This is a genomic window from Nocardia sp. NPDC047038 (assembly GCF_040644075.1).
Classification (GTDB): Bacteria; Actinomycetota; Actinomycetes; order Mycobacteriales; family Mycobacteriaceae; genus Nocardia; species Nocardia sichangensis.
In genome coordinates this window covers 796,743-812,500 of the sequence record NZ_JBEYVQ010000001.1, presented here as the reverse complement: position 1 = coordinate 812,500, position 15,758 = coordinate 796,743, and the positions used below count along the sequence as shown (strand labels likewise).

Below are 15,758 nucleotides of genomic sequence, written 5' to 3'. Positions count from 1 at the left end.
GCGCGCAGCCGCGACGAGGGCGGCGCGGGCCTCGGCCTGGCCATCGTCCGCGACGTCGTGGAACGCCACGGAGGCACCATTCACGTCACCGACGGCGCGCCCGGTGCCCGTTTCGTGGTCACGCTGCCCGCAGCCGGTACGTAGAGCGATTCGTCCGCCTGGACGACGCGCGCAGCCGCGACGAGGGCGGCGCGGGCCTCGGCCTGGCCATCGTCCGCGACGTCGTGGAACGCCACGGAGGCACCATTCACGTCACCGACGGTGCGCCCGGTGCCCGTTTCGTGGTCACGCTGCCCGCAGCCGGTACGTAGCCGGGCGCTACGGGTTCGACGCCGTGCCACGACTGGTGATGATCGGAATCGAGGTCCGCACCACACGTCCGATCGAGCACGTCGCGGTCGATTCCGTTCGACTCCCGGCCGGGGACCCACGCCCATCGATCGTTGCGCGCCGCTACTCGGCCGCCGTGTCCGTCTTCTCCGGTGCGATCCCGTGGTTCGACGTGGGCAGGTCATGGACCTACGACACCGCCACGGTGCCCACGACGAATCCGCCGCTCGCAGCCCTGGACAGCCCCGTCGGCGGCGAGGCCCTGCCCTTGTCCCGCGTCATCCGAGGTCGCACGCGAACCGGGCGGCGATAACGCGATTCGGCACCGCACCGTCGTTCAACTGGCGAGCGCGCTACGCAGACTCTCGATGACGACCCGACGCGCGGCACGCCCTTCCGGGGTCGGGGTCAGCGGATAGACATGGGGCAGGCCGGGAGCCTCGTGGTAGTCCACCACGACCCCGGCGCCGCGCGCCGCCTCGATCAGCAGGCGGGTGTCCGGCCACAGGATGTCATCGGTGCCGCAGAAGACCGTCAGCGGGCCGAGTCCGCGCGGGTCGGCGGCCAGTGGGCTGACGCGCGGGTCGGCGAGCTCGAGATCGCCGCGCCAGTGTTCGATGAACACCCGCGATCCCGCGACGCCCAGCCACGGGTCCCGTGGCTGCACGACCTCGATTTCCGGATTGGTCAGCGACAGATCGAGCGCGGGGGCGATGAGCACGGTGCCGGGTAGCCGCACGTCGTGCTCGTCCCGCAGGGCCACCGCGGCCGACAGTGCGATCTGCCCTCCGGCGGAATCCCCTGCCACGCATACATTTCCGTAGGCCTCCCGGTTGGCGAGCGCCAGCTCCACGAAGCCCGCGACGACCTGACCTGCCGTCCCGAACGGAATCAGCGGGTAGATCGGGACCGTCACCGCCGCACCGGCTTCCGCGGTGACCGCCGCGCACAGCGCCCAGTGCTGCGGCGCGATCTCGTGCACCCAGCCGCCGCCGTGTGCGTACACAACGTTCCCTCGTGGCGTGCGCCCGCGCGGAGTGAGGGTGTAGACCGGCCAGCCGCCGCGACGCTCCACCGTGATCGTCACATCCGCGCGCAGCCGGCGCGGCGGACCGTAGTTGCGCGGCCGCACGCTCCGATCGAGAACCCGCTTGCGCGCGGACTCGGCATCGATGAACACGCGATTGGCCCGCGTCGCCTTCAGGTACCCGCGCACCACCTGGTTGGCCAGACTCGGCATCGCATCTCCTCCACTCCGGCGACCGGCGAACGGCGAGTTCGCCATCACCTCGGAAGGCGATTGTGCCGCACCCGGGCCGGCGGCAGCCGTCGGCCCGAGCCGGAATTCGCACCGTCAGGACAGCTTCAGGCTGCGTCCGATGATCTCTTTCATGATCTCGGTGGTGCCGCCGTAGATGGTCTGGATGCGGGCGTCCATGTAGGCCTTGGCGATCGGGTATTCCTTCATGTAGCCGTATCCGCCGTGCAGTTGCAGGCAGCGGTTGATCAGGTCGAGCTGCTCCTCGGTGCTCCACCACTTGGCCATCGCCGCGTCCTCCGCGGTCAGCTTGCCCTCGTTGAGCAGCTCGATGAACTTGTCGCCCATCAGCCGCACCGCGGTGGTCTTGGTGGCCAGTTCGGCGAGCACGAAGCGGGTGTTCTGCAGCGCGCCGATCGGCTTGCCGAACGCCTTGCGGTCGCGGACGTACTGCACGGTCATGTCCAGGCAGGACTCCATCGCGGCCGCCGCCATGACGGCGATCGACAGACGTTCCTGCGGCAGGTTCTGCATGAGGTGGATGAAGCCCATCCCCTCGGTGCCGAGCAGGTTCTTGCCGGGCACGCGCACGTCGGTGAAGCTCAGCTCGGCGGTGTCCTGGGCCTTGAGGCCGAGCTTGTCCAGGTTGCGGCCGCGCTCGAAGCCGGGCATGCCGCGCTCGACCACGAACAGGCTGAAGCCCATGGCCCCCTTCTCGGGGTCGGTCTGCGCCACCACGATCACGATGTCGGAGTTGATGCCGTTGGTGATGAAGGTCTTGGCGCCGTTGAGGATCCAGTCGTCGCCGTCCCGCACCGCGCGAGTCTTGATGCCCTGCAGGTCCGAACCGGTACCCGGTTCGGTCATCGCGATCGCGGTGATGATCTCGCCCGCGCAGAAGCCGGGCAACCAGCGCTGCTTCTGCTCCTGGTTGGCCAGCTCGAGCAGATAAGGCGCGATCACATCGTTGTGCAGCGAGAAGCCGAGACCGGAGTACTGGCCGCGCACCGACTCCTCCGAGACGATGGCGTTGTAGCGGAAGTCCTTCACCCCGCCGCCGCCGTACTGCTCCGGCATGGCCATGCCGAGGAAGCCCTGCTTGCCCGCCTCGAGCCAGACCGCCCGGTCGACGATGCCCTGCTCCTCCCACTTCGCGTGATTCGGCGCGACGTGCTGATCGAGAAACTTGCGGAACGACTCCCGGAACAGTTCGTGCTCGGGTTCGAACAGTGTGCGTTCCACGCCAACCTCCTAGTGACCACACCGGCCGGTCCACACCGACCAGTCGTTGCCCCATACCGTACCCGGGGCGAGAATCCCTGTTCACTTCTGGGGCAGGAACCATGGTCTCACCAGGAGCGGCGGATCGGGTCGAGATCAGCGGACGAGATTCCCGGCAAACGATCGAAGGCATGGGACGATTGATCGCCACCCTGGGCGGGACGCCGCAGAACGAGGCCGGCCTGCCACTGACCGGCACGCGCTTCAGTTGTCGATCAAGACGAAGGACTGCGCGACCACGGACACCGACTGAGCAGACTCAGGCGCAATGCCGACAGGCGCAGACACCGCTCGCCGATGACAACGACCGCCGCGGTCGCCACCCGGCGCGCGAGGTTGGATCCGTCGACGGCCCGATGGTGTCGGCGCGGATGACCGGAGTGACTGCGAGCCGCTCGGCCAGGCGAGCCCCAGCCATCCCAGTGGTGCGCGAGGTGTCCGGCCTCGGACATGACAGTCGGCCGGACCCTCCGCCGGTCCAACCCAGCTCGCGGCGCGTTCGAGAACCGGCCGTCACTCGACCTGTTCCGACGACTCGGCCCGCCGACCGCCGCCGCCGCGCAAGCTCCAGGTCGCGATGGCGGTGCGTCCGGCCGGGAAGCTCCGCGGCTGAAGTGCCGATCGGGCGTGGGAACGGTCGAGCCGTGAGCTCTGCGACGAATCGCCCTACGTGACGTGCCGCGCTCGCAGCACCGACGCCGACGCCGAACAGCCGGACGATGAACAGTCGACCGTCGCGCGGATCGCCGCAGCCCTCAGCGCGTCAGCCAACCGCGCAAGCGGCCCACCAAGGTGCGCCCTTCGTCGCGCGCCCGTTCGGCGAAGAGGAAGTTCATCTCCTCCTCCAGCGCTTTGCGCACTACGTCGCGGAATTCCGTGGCTGCGGCGTGCATGTCGCCCGCGTTGCGCCACGGCGCCGGGTCGATGGGCGCACCGGCGGAGAAATAGAAGCGCTCCGGACGCGGGATGACGGTGGGACCGACGCCGCGGATGAGTGGCGGGGTGAGGTCGCGGCTGAGCCCGAGCGCTTCCACGGTCCAGCGCAGGGGGCGCAGGATCGGATGGTCGCCGTCGACCAGGATGTCGTAGGCGTCGTCGACGCCGATCATCGCGACCGGGACGATGGGCGCGCCCGCCTCGATCGCCATGCGCGCGAAACCGCTGCGCCCCTCCCACTTCAGCAGGTACTTCTCGTTCTTGCGGCGGACCGCCTCCCGGCCACCGCCAGGGAACACCATCACGGCCTCGCCGCGCCGGAGCAGGGCCAGGCAGTTGGACCGAGTGCCGCGCACCGCGCCGTAGTGGTGCAGCAGGTGCCGGACGCCGGGAACGTTGATCAGCACGTTCTCGGCGAGACCGCGGATCAAGCGGCCGCGGCGGCGCAGCACCTCGGGCAGCAGCATGGGGGCGTCGATGCCGCCCAGCAGGTTGTGGTTACCGACCAGCAGCACCGGGCCGTCGGCCGGGATGTTCTCCAAGCCGTAGAAGCGCGGGCTGGTCCACGCGCGCAGCGGCGCGAGCAGGGTGTCGATCACCCACAGATCGGTGTCGGTCAGCGAAACCGACAGCGGCGCACCGTCGCTGAGCGCCGGATCGGCGCTGTTCGCGGCGCCGGAGCGCCGGGTGCGGGAATCGGAGCGGGCGTCCGACATGAACCCTCCTGGTGTCGATTCGATGACGATAGCGCAACGAAATCGACTGCGTCGCACCGGATGTGCGCGTCGCATCGCGACACGCACATCCGGTCGATCGACCAGCTCGTTCGCCGTCCCGGCAAGCCTGTCGCGAACTCGCACTTCAGCGGCGGTCCGCGAGCACGGATACGCCGCGAACCAGCGCGCGGAAAGACAGCGTCACATCTCAGGAAGTGAGATGCTCGACCTAATCCTGCGTACCGGCCGTGCCCGCGTGCGCGTACTCCGACAAGGCGGCGGCGAGAGCATGCGGGACGCGCGCGTGGACGCGGGTTCCGCCCTCTTCGTGATCCGAACCGAGGATGCGGCCATCGGCGTGGATGCGGGCGAGCAGGTCACCGCGCGTGTACGGCAGCAGCACGCTGATCTCCACGTCCAAGTCCCCGAGCAGCTCGGCGAGCCGCTCGCGCAGCCCATCGATCCCGCGGCCGCTGCGCGCCGACACGAACGACGCGTCGGGCAGCAGCGCACGCAGGTTGGTGAGCTCGGTCGGCCCCATCGCGTCGGTCTTGTTCACCACCAGCAGTTCGGGCGGGGCGGGTGTACCGGATTCCTTGATCACGTCCGTGATCACCTCGCGGACCGCCTTGATCTGCTCGGCGGGCAGCGCGTCGGAGCCGTCCACCACGTGCACCAGCAGGTCGGCGCCGGTCACCTCCTCCAAGGTGGAGCGGAAGGCCTCGACCAGCTGGGTCGGCAGGTGCCGCACGAAGCCGACGGTGTCGGTGAAGACGACCTCGCGCCCGTCGTCCAGCTCGGCCCGGCGGGTGGTCGGATCGAGGGTGGCGAACAGGGCGTCCTGGACCAGCACGCCGGAGCCGGTGAGCTTGTTCATCAGGCTCGACTTGCCCGCGTTGGTGTAGCCGACGATCGCGACGGACGGGATGCCACTGGACGTGCGGCGCGACCGCATGGTGTCGCGCGCGGTCTTCATCTCGCGGATCTCCCGGCGCAGTTTGGCCATCCGCTCACGGATGCGACGACGATCGGTCTCGATCTTGGTCTCACCGGGGCCGCGCAGACCCACGCCGCCGTTGCTACCGGCGCGGCCACCGGCCTGCCGGGACATCGACTCACCCCAGCCGCGCAGCCGGGGCAGCATGTACTCCATCTGGGCCAGCGAGACCTGCGCCTTGCCCTCCCGGGAGGTGGCGTGCTGAGCGAAGATGTCCAAAATCAACGCGGTCCGGTCGACCACCTTGACCTTGACCACCTTCTCCAGGGCGGTCAGCTGAGCGGGGGTCAGCTCACCGTCACAGATGACGGTGTCCGCGCCGGTCTCCAGCACCACGGAGCGCAGCTCGTCGGCCTTGCCGGAGCCGATGTAGGTGGCCGGATCCGGCCGGTCGCGGCGCTGGATCAACGCTTCCAGCACCTCGGAGCCCGCGGTCTCGGCGAGCGCGGCGAGTTCGGCCATGCTGGCCTCGGCCTGCGTGGCGGTCCCCGTGGTCCAGACCCCGACCAGCACGACGCGCTCCAGGCGCAGCTGCCGGTACTCGACCTCGGTGATGTCGGTGAGCTCGGTGGACAGGCCCGCAACACGGCGCAGCGAACTGCGGTCCTCCAACTGCAGTTCACCGGTGGTCGGATCGGCCGACCAACCCGATCGCCGCATCCGTGCCCGGTGCTCGGCGACGACGTCGCCGGTCACCGCGTCTTCGCCGGACACCGCGTCGTCGGCCGCATCGGCGGCGCGATCGTTCGCGTCCGCCGGAGTGAATTCATACGTCTCTGACTTCCTCATACATCATCCATGCTGCCACGACATCACCGCAGCACGCACCCGGTTATCGGGGCGATGCCGCTACCGACCGTCCCACCAGGACCCGGCGAGGCGGCCCGAGGCCAGCAGGACCGACGGCCCGCGCAGCCATGCCGAGCCGCGCTCGAGCCCGACGGTCAGTTCGCCGCCGGGCACCCGGACCGTCACCCGACCGGAGTCGGCGCCGATCCGGAAGCCGTCGGCGGCCAGCGCCGCGGCGGCCGCGGCGACGGTTCCCGTTCCGCAGGAACGGGTTTCGCCCACACCGCGCTCGTAGACCCGCATGTCGACCGACCTCTCGGCGTCCAGCGCCGTGACGATCTCGACGTTCACCCCGTGTGGGAACAGGTCCGGATCGAAGCCGGGCGGCACGGTCAGGTCGAGCTTGCCGAGCGCGTCCACGGACATGCCCGGATCGACGCAGGCCAAATGCGGATTGCCGACATCGATGCCGATCCCGGGCAGCGCCCAGCCCGCGATGGTCGCGGTGGACGGGCCGAGTTCGCGCACCCGGCCCATGCCGACGGTGACGTCCCCGGTGACCGAGTTCCCGGCATGCACGGTGACCGGGCGCGCCCCGGCGCGGCTGCCGACCACGAAGCTGTCGCGGGTTTCCAATCCCGCCGCGTGCAGGTAATGCGCGAATACGCGCACGCCGTTGCCGCACATCTCCGCGATCGAGCCGTCGGCGTTGCGGTAATCCATGAACCAGTCGTCGGCGCCCACGTCCTCCGGAAGCTCCGCCAGCACACCGGCGGCCTGCAACGCACCGGCCCGCGCGACCCGCAACACGCCGTCCGCGCCGAGGCCGCGCCTGCGATCACACAGCGCGCCGACCTGCTCGGCCGTCAGCGCGAGGCCGGCCTGTGGGTCGGGCAGCACCACGAAATCGTTCTGGGTGCCGTGACCCTTGGTGAACTCGATATCCGGCACGTGCGATGTCTCCCTGTTCTCGTCGTCATTTGGCAAACGTCCGGCGCTGCCGGGAAATTTCGTAGAGCGCCACCGCGGCCGCCGAGGGCGCCCCCAGCGAGCTGGCCGTCCCACCCATCGGGATGTGCACCATGTCGTCGCAGGCCGCCTCCCACGCGGCGCTCATACCGCTGGTCTCGTTGCCGATGACGAGGATGGTCGCGTCGGTGAAGTCGTAGTCGTAGGCGGCGTGGCTGCCGCGCTCGTCGGTGCCCACGATGCGGGTCGGGATGCCGCGGCGGATCTGCCGGTTGCGGAACTCCAGCACCTGCGCGGGCCCGGCGGCGCGGATCACCGGCACGGCGAACAGCGAACCGGTCGAGGCGCGCACCGCCTGCGGGTCGTACTGGTCGGCGCCGTGTCCGGTGACGATGACGCCGCTGGCGCCGAACGCGTCGGCCGAGCGGATCAGCGTGCCCAGGTTGCCCGGCGAGTTGGGCCGGTCGAACACCACGACCACCGGCGCGTCCTCCCCCGGCTCACCCGGCTCGAAGGCCTCCAGTTCGGGCTGCCGCGACTCCGCGACCGCCACCAGTTCCGGTATCCCGGCGGCCTTTTCGCCGAGTTCGGCCATCAGCTCGGGCACCAGGCCGACCTGTGGCACACCGCTGGTGTCCAGCACTTCGCGCGCCCAGCTGGACAGCTCGGGGCCGCCGAGCCGGTACAGCAGCGTCTCCAGCGGCCAGTCGTTGGCCATGGCCTGCGTGATCGGACGCACGCCCTGCACCAGGAAACGGCCGTCGCGATGACGCTTGGTGCGGTTGTTGAGGTAGGCCTGCCACACCTGGACGGAGGCGTTGCGCGTGCTCACACGTCGGGTCACTGCGGAGTCCGTTCTTTCTCGTCGAGCAGGGCCAGCGCCGTCGCGGCCGGATCAGGGGCGGCGCCGTCCACCCACCGCACCCGGGGATCGCGCCGGAACCAGGAGCGTTGCCTGCGCACGTAGCGCCGCGTGCCGATCAGGGTGCGTTCCTGAGCATGGTTCAGGTCGTATTCGTTGTCCAAATAGGCCAGGACTTGTGCGTAGCCGATGGCCCGCCGGGCCGTGACGCCCTCGCGCAGGCCACACTCGATCAGGCCGCGTACCTCCTCGACCAGCCCGCCTTCGAACATCGCGGCGGTGCGCCGCTCGATGCGCGCGTCCAAGGCCGCGGTCTCCCGGTCGACGCCGATGACGATCGTGCCCCAGCGCGGCTGCCCGATGGTCGGCGCCGAGGCGGCGAACGGCTGTCCGGTGAGTTCCACGACCTCGAGCGCACGCACCATACGGCGCCCGTCGGTGGGCAGGATGGTGGCAGCGGCCACCGGATCGGCCGCGCGCAGCGCCGCGTGTACGGCCGCGACGCCCCGCTCGGCGAGCACCGCCTCCCAGCGCGCCCGCACGGCCGGATCGGTGGCCGGGAACTCCCATTGGTCCAACAGCGCCTGGACGTACATCATCGAGCCGCCCACGATGACGGGCACCCGGCCGCGCCCCATGATCGCGACGACGTCCGCGCTCGCCGCCGCCTGATACGCGGCCACGGACGCGGTGTCGGTCACGTCGAGCACGTCGAGCTGGTGGTGCGGGATGCCCCGGCGCTGCGCTACGGGCAGCTTCGCGGTGCCGATGTCCATGCCGCGGTACAGCTGCATGGCGTCGATGTTCACGATCTCGCCGCCGAGTTGTTCGGCCAGGTCGAGAGCCAGATCGGATTTGCCGGTGGCGGTGGGGCCGACGACCGCGATCGGAGTGATGCCGGAATCCGTCACGGCGCGTCGTCTCCCGCGGGCCGCCAGAGGCTCACGTGGTAGCCGACTCCGAACGGGGCGTCCCGGTAGCGCGTCTCGACCAGCGGATCGGCGCGGAACAGCCCGGCCAGCACCTGATAGGCCGGGCGGCCCGTCACGCCCAGTTCGGCACACAGTCCGGAGTCGAGTGCCCGCAACGCGGCGCGATCACCCGCGCTCAGCGCGTCGTCCAGCCGGTCCTGCACCGGACGGGCCCGTTCGTCGAGGTAGCCGGGCGCCTTGACCGACAGCGTCGCCGCGCCGTCGGCGACGACCAGCACACCGCGCGGCTCGCCGTCGCTGTCCAGCTCGGCACGCAGCTTCGTCCCGGCCTCCCGGCAATGCTCCGCGGGCGCGTCCGCGGCGACGACACTCGCCTCGGCGACCGCGTCGGGGGCGACCTGCCCGCGTAGCCACCCGCCGATCAGTACGGCCAGCGGCAACCCGGCATCGGCCTGCCGCGCTCCGGCGACGGCGGCACTCGAGAGGCCGACCCGCACGTCGACGCCGAAGCCGCGGAACGTGCCGACGGTCTCCGGACCGAACGTGCGGTCACCGGCATCGGCGCCGATCACTGTCCAGTGGCCTGTCACGGACGCGAAGGCGCGCACGGTGTCGAGCACGGCCGACCGCAGCACCGCGCGCGGATCCGAATCCCCTGCTCCCGCCGTGTCCGCCGCACCACCGCACAACTCGGGGACCAGCACGGGCGGCGACGGAACGAGGGCGGCGACGGAGAACACGTCGTAACCGTAGTCGTTGCGGGTACTGCCGGTACCGGCCGGCTTCGAGTGTCTCTGCCGTAAATACCGCCGAGATTGATAGTGTTCGAGGAGCTACAACCCAGGTCATCAGGGGTTGGAATCCGCGGGATTCCTCCGTGGGAAGGCATGGATCGATGGTCACAAGGGCTCGGACCGGGTTGAATGGAATGAGCTAGGGCGTAACCAGGCAGCCGTGACGCGCGGCAGGGACGAGGAAAAATGACCGACAGCAACGGAACCGCGAAAGCCGGACCCGGCAAGATGCCCCGTTCTTCCGGTGCTCCGAAACCGGGCCGCTCGATTCAACCGCCCAAACCGCACGCGGTCAAACCCGCCCCGGGCCCGGCCCAGCAGCATCCCCATCCCGTCGTCGTGCCCACCGTCTCCGATCCGAGCCGGTGGGGCCGGGTCGACGAAGACGGCACCGCGTGGGTGAAGACCGCCGAGGGTGAACGCCAGATCGGCTCGTGGCAGGCCGGTGACGCCGCGGAGGGCTTGGCCCACTTCGGCCGCCGGTTCGACGATCTGGCCACCGAGGTCGCCCTGCTGGAGGCCAGGTTGGCCGCGGGCGCGGACGCACGCAAGACCAAGGCCGCCGCCGTCACGCTGGCCGAGTCGCTGCCGACCGCCGCCGTCATCGGCGACATCGAGGGCTTGGCCCGGCGCCTGCAGGCCATCGCCGAGCACTCCGAAGAGGCCGCCGCGCACGCCAAGGAAGAGAAGGAACGCGCCAGGCACGAGCACACCGAACGCAAGGAGGCGCTGGCCGCCGAGGCGGAGAAGATCGCCGCCGAGTCCACCCAGTGGAAGGCCGCGGGCGATCGGTTGCGCGAGATCCTCGACGAGTGGAAGTCCATCCGGGGCGTGGACCGCAAGGTCGACGACGCGCTGTGGAAGCGCTACTCCAAGGCGCGTGAGGCGTTCAACCGCCGCCGCGGCGCGCACTTCGCCGAGCTGGATCGCGAACGCGCCGCCGCGAAGGCGCGCAAGGAAGAACTGTGCGTGCAGGCCGAGGAACTGTCCGGCTCCACAGAGTGGGTGGCCACCGCGGGCATCTTCCGCGATCTGCTCACCGAGTGGAAAGCCGCCGGTCGCGCGCCGCGCGAGGCCGACGAGGCGCTGTGGCGGCGCTTCAAGAGCGCCCAGGATGTCTTCTTCGCCGCGCGCAACGCCGCGGTCTCCGAGCGCGACGCCGAGTTCGAGCACAACGCGGCCGCCAAAGAGGAACTGCTGAACCACTACGCCTACATCGATCCGTCCGCCGACCTGGAAGCGGCCCGCGGCGCGCTGCGCGAGCTCCAGGACAAGTGGGACGCCATCGGCAAGGTTCCGCGCGAGCGCATGCAGGAACTGGAAGGCAAGCTGCGGGCTATCGAGAAGCGTGTGCGCGACGCCGTCGACGCGCAGTGGCGGCGCACCGACCCAGAGGCGATGGCCCGCGCCGCCCAGTTCCGCGAGCGCGTGGCGCAGTTCGAGGAGCAGGCCGCGAAGGCGCAGGCCGCGGGCAAGGCTCGCGACGCGGAGAAGGCGCTGGAACAGGCCAAACAGTGGCGAGAGTGGGCCGAGGCCGCCGAGGGCGCCGTCAGCAACCGCTGAGATATCGGCCCGATCGAAACGAACAGCGGCCCCTCCCGGCTGGGACGGGCCGCTGTCGTATGGAAAGAGCCGGTCAGGAATCGCCCATGAGCCGACGACGGTCGCGTTCCTCCGCCGCCGCGGCGGCGTTGCGGCGCTGCTCCTCCGCGGCCAAGTGCAGCGCGGTGCGGCTCCACACCACCCGGATCCAGTGGAAGGTGAGCACGACGGTCACGATCGCGCCGAGGATCAGGCCGAGGCCGGGGCCCGCGCCGACGTAGTTGCCGAGCCCGGGCGTCTGGCGGTGCCAGATGGACAGCACGCCGAACACGGCCGCCACGGCACTGCCCGCGACCGCGACCCAAGCCAGCACCCAGCGGCGGGTCATCAGCGCCAGCATCGAGAAGCCGATACCGAACACCACGACGAACCACACGAAGATCCGCGAGGGCAGCCCGATGTGCTCGGCCCGCGCGACGTCGGTGTTCAGCAGCACGTCGAAGCCGCGCGCCGCGCCGGCGTGCGACAGCACCAGCGAGGCCAGCAGCAGGAACACCGCGCCTGCCACGACCATCGCGCGGACGCCGGGATCGATCTCACCGGCGATCTTGCGCTCCACGGCGTCGAGATCGTCGCGGAACTGTTCGAAATCGGCGGTGCTCTCGACCGAGCTCACGGAATCCTCGTTTCGTTCGTCTGCGTCGGGGCTCGCCGGCTCGCGCCCCCGGTCGGCCGCGGACGCGCCGCGCTGGTCGTCGCCGGACGCGGGGACAGATCCATCGGCGCCACGGGTGGCGTCGTCGTTGTCCTGCGGGCTCGCGGTCATGCGTCGCAGCCGGTCGAGCAGCTCGCGGCCGCGGGTTCCGGGGCGGGTGCGCCGATGCGAGGCAGTCCGAGCCCGACGCCGATCGGCGCGGTCTTCGGGGTGACGCCGCGCTCGTGCGCGTCACCGGCGCGGGTACGGCGGTGGGTCTTGATCGCGGCATCGGCGACCAAGTGGTGCGGCGCCGCGGCGGTGATGTCCACCGTGATCAGATCGCCGGGGCGGATCGGCTCGGCCGTGCCGCCCGGGCGGAAGTGCACCAGCCTGCCGTCGCGGGCGCGGCCGCTCATGCGCGCGGTGGCGGCGTTCTTCTTGCCCGCGCCCTCGGCTACCAGCAATTCCACCTCGGTGCCGACCAGCTCTCGATTGGCCGCCAAGGAGATCTCCTCCTGCAACGCGATGAGCCGGTCGTAGCGCTCCTGGACCACGGCCTTGGGCAGCTGATCGGGCATGTCGGCGGCGGGCGTACCGGGCCGCTTGGAGTACTGGAAGGTGAACGCGCTGGTGAAACGCGCCTGCCGGACCACGTCCAGGGTCTCCTGGAAATCCTCCTCGGTCTCGCCGGGGAAGCCGACGATGATGTCGGTGGTGATCGCGGCGTGCGGCATCGCGGCGCGCACCTTGTCGATGATGCCGAGGTAGCGCGCCTTACGGTAGGAGCGGCGCATCGCCTTGAGCACCCGGTCCGAACCCGACTGCAGCGGCATGTGCAGCTGCGGGCAGATGTTCGGGGTCTCGGCCATGGCCTCGATCACGTCGTCGGTGAACTCCGCCGGGTGCGGCGAGGTGAACCGGACCCGCTCCAAGCCGTCGATGTGTCCGCACGCGCGCAGCAGCTTGGCGAACGCGCCGCGGTCGCGGGGTTCGTCCGGGTCGGCGAACGAGGCGCCGTAGGAGTTCACGTTCTGGCCGAGCAGCGTCACCTCGAGCACGCCCTGATCCACCAGCGCCCGCACCTCGGCGAGCACGTCACCGGGGCGGCGGTCGACCTCCTTGCCGCGCAGCGACGGCACGATGCAGAAGGTGCAGGTGTTGTTGCAGCCGACCGAGATGGAAACCCAGCCCGCGTAGGCGGATTCGCGCTTGGCGGGCAGGGTGGACGGGAACGCCTCCAGCGACTCCAGGATCTCCACCTGGGCTTCCCTGTTGTGCCGCGCCCGCTCCAGCAGCACCGGCAGCGAACCGATGTTGTGGGTGCCGAAGACCACGTCCACCCACGGCGCCTTGCGCACCACGACGTCGCGGTCCTTCTGCGCCAGGCAGCCGCCCACGGCGATCTGCATGCCCGGATGGCCCGCCTTGATCGGCGCGAGGTGGCCGAGCGTGCCGTAGAGCTTGTTGTCGGCGTTCTCGCGCACCGCGCAGGTGTTGAAGACGACGAGGTCGGCCGTCGCGCCGGGCGCGGCCTTCACGTAGCCCGCGTCCTCCAGCAAACCCGACAAGCGTTCGGAATCGTGCACGTTCATCTGGCAACCGAAGGTGCGGACCTCGTAACTGCGTGCTGTGCCCTCGGCGGGCGCGGGAGACAACACTGCCTGTCCGATCGAATCCACCCGTCCAGGGTACGGGGCGGCCTCCGGTGGCTTTCGCGGGCATCGACGCAGGCTCGGGGCGGTCCACCGCCGACGACGGAGGAACCGCGAAGTTACGCGCACATGTCGAATCGGCGTGGCGAGAGGGTGTGTCGCCGAAAGTCGGGCAAATTTCCGATTTTTGCCTAAGGTCATGACCATGACCGACGACGACGCCGCGCCCGCCACGACCGGGGACGCCTCTGCCGGGGCCGTCAACGCCGCCACCAGCGGCCCACCGATGATCTTGATGCGCAAAGTGGACAAACACTTCGGCGACCTGCACGTACTCAAGGACATCAACCTCGAGGTCCCCAAAGGGCAGGTCGTCATCGTGCTGGGCCCCTCGGGATCCGGCAAGTCGACGCTGTGTCGCACCATCAACCGGCTGGAGCCGATCGATTCCGGCGACATCGCCATCGACGGTGTCCCACTGCCCGCCGAGGGCCGCGCGCTGGCCGCGCTCCGCGCCGACGTCGGCATGGTCTTCCAGTCCTTCAATCTCTTCGCGCACAAGACGATCCTCGAGAACGTCGTGCTCGCGCCGGTCAAGGTCCGCAAGATCAAGAAGGACGCCGCCCGGACCCGCGCCATGGAGCTGCTCGACCGGGTCGGCATCGCCGATCAGGCCGACAAGTACCCGGCGCAGCTGTCCGGCGGCCAGCAGCAGCGCGTCGCCATCGCCAGGGCGCTGGCGATGAACCCGAAGGTGATGCTGTTCGACGAGCCGACCTCCGCGCTGGACCCGGAGATGGTCAACGAGGTGCTCGAGGTCATGGTGTCGCTGGCCAAGGACGGGATGACGATGCTGGTCGTCACCCACGAGATGGGCTTCGCGCGCCGCGCGGGGAATCGGGTGCTGTTCATGGCCGACGGCCAGGTGGTGGAGGACGCGACGCCGGACACCTTCTTCACCGCCCCGAAGTCCGAGCGAGCGAAGGATTTCCTGGGCAAGATCTTGAGCCACTGACCTGCCGGACACAGCGGCCAGCACACCCACTGGATAGGGAGAAGGAACTCGATGAGGATCAATCGCGCTCTGCGCATCGGTGTCGGGGCGATCGCCCTGACACTCGCCGCCGCGACCGCCACCGCGTGTGGCGGCGGCGGCGACAAGTCCGCCCTGGAGCACGCCAAGGACGGCAAGCTCACCATCGGCATCAAGTTCGATCAGCCGGGTCTGGGCCTGCGGAACAAGGACGGGTCCTACAGCGGCTTCGACGTCGAAGTGGCCAAGTACGTCGCCGGGAAACTGGGTGTGCAGCCGAACGACATCACGTTCAAGGAAGCGCCGTCGCCGCAGCGTGAGACCCTGATCGAGAACGGACAGGTCGACTACATCGTCGCCACCTACTCGATCAACGACAAGCGCAAGGAGAAGGTCGACTTCGCCGGTCCGTACTACGTCGCGGGACAGTCGCTGCTGGTGCGCGCCGACAACACCGACATCAACGGCCCGGACAACCTGAAGGGCAAGAAGGTCTGCTCGGTGAAGGGCTCCACCCCAGCCCAGAACATCGAGAAGAACTTCCCCGACACGCAGTTGCAGACCAACGACACCTACTCGCTCTGCCTCGAGGGCCTGCGCGCCGGATCCTGGGACGCGGTGACCACCGACGACATCATCCTGGCCGGTTACGCGGCGCAGAGCAGCGGCGCGTTCAAGGTGGTCGGCAAGCCGTTCACCACCGAGAACTACGGCATCGGGTCGAAGAAGGGCGACAAGGAACTGCGCGACAAGATCAACGACGCGATCGAGGCGATGATCGCCGACGGTTCCTGGAAGAAGGCGTTCGACTCGACCGTCGGCGCCTCGGGCTACCAGGCCCCGCAGCCGCCGACGGTGAACCGGTACTGAGCGTCCGCACCGTTCGCCTCAGCACGGGTGGCCCGTCCCCGACCGGGCCGGGCCACCCGCCGCACCTCCCCTGACCATCGCGACCCGATCGGAGGAACGC

General features: G+C 69.8%; 15 protein-coding genes and 1 pseudogene. 6 read left to right on the top strand and 10 right to left on the bottom strand.

What is annotated here, in order from left to right; translation table 11 throughout:
- Positions 1–57 precede the first annotated feature (57 nt).
- The 3 genes and pseudogenes from ABZ824_RS03950 to ABZ824_RS03940 all read left to right on the top strand — a co-directional run bounded on the left by ABZ824_RS03950 (position 58) and on the right by ABZ824_RS03940 (position 643).
- Complete coding sequence (locus tag ABZ824_RS03950) at positions 58–144, top strand: hypothetical protein (RefSeq protein ID WP_356962446.1); 87 nt, start codon at positions 58–60, stop codon at positions 142–144.
- A pseudogene (locus ABZ824_RS03945) lies at positions 144–311 on the top strand (ATP-binding protein); the annotation flags it as partial. The gene ABZ824_RS03950 and the pseudogene ABZ824_RS03945, both read left to right, overlap by 1 nt.
- 23 nt (positions 312–334) lie before the next feature.
- Positions 335–643 (top strand): hypothetical protein, encoded by a 309-nt coding sequence (locus tag ABZ824_RS03940; protein ID WP_356961503.1) that lies wholly within the window; start codon positions 335–337, stop codon positions 641–643.
- A 24-nt stretch (positions 644–667) separates the two neighbouring features.
- On the opposite strand, the gene ABZ824_RS03935 is transcribed toward ABZ824_RS03940, so the two are convergent.
- The 8 genes from ABZ824_RS03935 to ABZ824_RS03900 all read right to left on the bottom strand — a co-directional run bounded on the left by ABZ824_RS03935 (position 668) and on the right by ABZ824_RS03900 (position 9,810).
- Complete coding sequence (locus tag ABZ824_RS03935; RefSeq protein ID WP_356961501.1) at positions 668–1,570, bottom strand: alpha/beta hydrolase; 903 nt, start codon at positions 1,568–1,570, stop codon at positions 668–670.
- A gap of 114 nt (positions 1,571–1,684) precedes the next feature.
- Positions 1,685–2,830, bottom strand: coding sequence for an acyl-CoA dehydrogenase family protein (locus tag ABZ824_RS03930; protein ID WP_356961500.1), 1,146 nt, complete (start codon positions 2,828–2,830; stop codon positions 1,685–1,687).
- 794 nt (positions 2,831–3,624) lie between these two features.
- A complete protein-coding gene (locus ABZ824_RS03925; RefSeq protein WP_355070248.1) occupies positions 3,625–4,521 on the bottom strand; it encodes a lysophospholipid acyltransferase family protein in 897 nt (298 codons plus the stop codon).
- A 229-nt stretch (positions 4,522–4,750) separates the two neighbouring features.
- Positions 4,751–6,178 carry a GTPase HflX gene (gene hflX / locus ABZ824_RS03920; RefSeq protein ID WP_355071016.1) on the bottom strand — a complete coding sequence of 476 codons (1,428 nt, stop codon included), beginning with the start codon at positions 6,176–6,178 and terminating at the stop codon, positions 4,751–4,753.
- 189 nt (positions 6,179–6,367) lie between these two features.
- A complete protein-coding gene (gene dapF / locus ABZ824_RS03915) occupies positions 6,368–7,249 on the bottom strand; it encodes a diaminopimelate epimerase (RefSeq protein ID WP_356962444.1) in 882 nt (293 codons plus the stop codon).
- Between the two features lie 34 nt (positions 7,250–7,283).
- Complete coding sequence (locus tag ABZ824_RS03910; protein ID WP_356961498.1) at positions 7,284–8,120, bottom strand: TrmH family RNA methyltransferase; 837 nt, start codon at positions 8,118–8,120, stop codon at positions 7,284–7,286.
- A complete protein-coding gene (miaA, locus tag ABZ824_RS03905; RefSeq protein WP_356961496.1) occupies positions 8,117–9,049 on the bottom strand; it encodes a tRNA (adenosine(37)-N6)-dimethylallyltransferase MiaA in 933 nt (310 codons plus the stop codon). Before miaA ends, ABZ824_RS03910 begins: the two co-directional genes overlap by 4 nt.
- The gene (locus ABZ824_RS03900; RefSeq protein WP_356961494.1) at positions 9,046–9,810 is read right to left on the bottom strand and encodes a hypothetical protein; all 765 of its coding nucleotides are present in this window, start codon (positions 9,808–9,810) and stop codon (positions 9,046–9,048) included. Before ABZ824_RS03900 ends, miaA begins: the two co-directional genes overlap by 4 nt.
- Before the next feature lie 240 nt (positions 9,811–10,050).
- Between ABZ824_RS03900 and ABZ824_RS03895 the strand changes: the two genes are divergently transcribed.
- Complete coding sequence (locus tag ABZ824_RS03895) at positions 10,051–11,427, top strand: DUF349 domain-containing protein (RefSeq protein ID WP_356961492.1); 1,377 nt, start codon at positions 10,051–10,053, stop codon at positions 11,425–11,427.
- Positions 11,428–11,500: 73 nt separating this feature from the next.
- Here ABZ824_RS03895 and ABZ824_RS03890 read toward each other — a convergent pair whose 3' ends face one another.
- Complete coding sequence (locus tag ABZ824_RS03890) at positions 11,501–12,241, bottom strand: hypothetical protein (protein WP_355071012.1); 741 nt, start codon at positions 12,239–12,241, stop codon at positions 11,501–11,503.
- Positions 12,229–13,782 carry a tRNA (N6-isopentenyl adenosine(37)-C2)-methylthiotransferase MiaB gene (gene miaB / locus ABZ824_RS03885; protein ID WP_356961491.1) on the bottom strand — a complete coding sequence of 518 codons (1,554 nt, stop codon included), beginning with the start codon at positions 13,780–13,782 and terminating at the stop codon, positions 12,229–12,231. The genes ABZ824_RS03890 and miaB overlap by 13 nt, the downstream gene beginning before the upstream one ends.
- Before the next feature lie 259 nt (positions 13,783–14,041).
- Between miaB and ABZ824_RS03880 the strand changes: the two genes are divergently transcribed.
- Together ABZ824_RS03880 and ABZ824_RS03875 are read left to right on the top strand one after the other, a co-directional pair.
- Positions 14,042–14,770 (top strand): amino acid ABC transporter ATP-binding protein, encoded by a 729-nt coding sequence (locus ABZ824_RS03880; protein WP_355071010.1) that lies wholly within the window; start codon positions 14,042–14,044, stop codon positions 14,768–14,770.
- A 51-nt stretch (positions 14,771–14,821) separates the two neighbouring features.
- A complete protein-coding gene (locus tag ABZ824_RS03875) occupies positions 14,822–15,658 on the top strand; it encodes a glutamate ABC transporter substrate-binding protein (RefSeq protein ID WP_356961489.1) in 837 nt (278 codons plus the stop codon).
- Positions 15,659–15,758: the final 100 nt, after the last annotated feature.

Bases quoted from the DNA above. Each gene is read 5' to 3' on its own strand.
- ABZ824_RS03935 (WP_356961501.1), bottom strand. From the start codon at position 1,570: ATGCCGAGTCTGGCCAACCAGGTGGTGCGCGGGTACCTGAAGGCGACG.
- ABZ824_RS03925 (WP_355070248.1), bottom strand. From the start codon at position 4,521: ATGTCGGACGCCCGCTCCGATTCCCGCACCCGGCGCTCCGGCGCCGCG.
- hflX (WP_355071016.1), bottom strand. From the start codon at position 6,178: ATGCGGCGATCGGGTTGGTCGGCCGATCCGACCACCGGTGAACTGCAG.
- ABZ824_RS03895 (WP_356961492.1), top strand. From the start codon at position 10,051: ATGACCGACAGCAACGGAACCGCGAAAGCCGGACCCGGCAAGATGCCC.
- ABZ824_RS03880 (WP_355071010.1), top strand. From the start codon at position 14,042: ATGATCTTGATGCGCAAAGTGGACAAACACTTCGGCGACCTGCACGTA.
- ABZ824_RS03875 (WP_356961489.1), top strand. From the start codon at position 14,822: ATGAGGATCAATCGCGCTCTGCGCATCGGTGTCGGGGCGATCGCCCTG.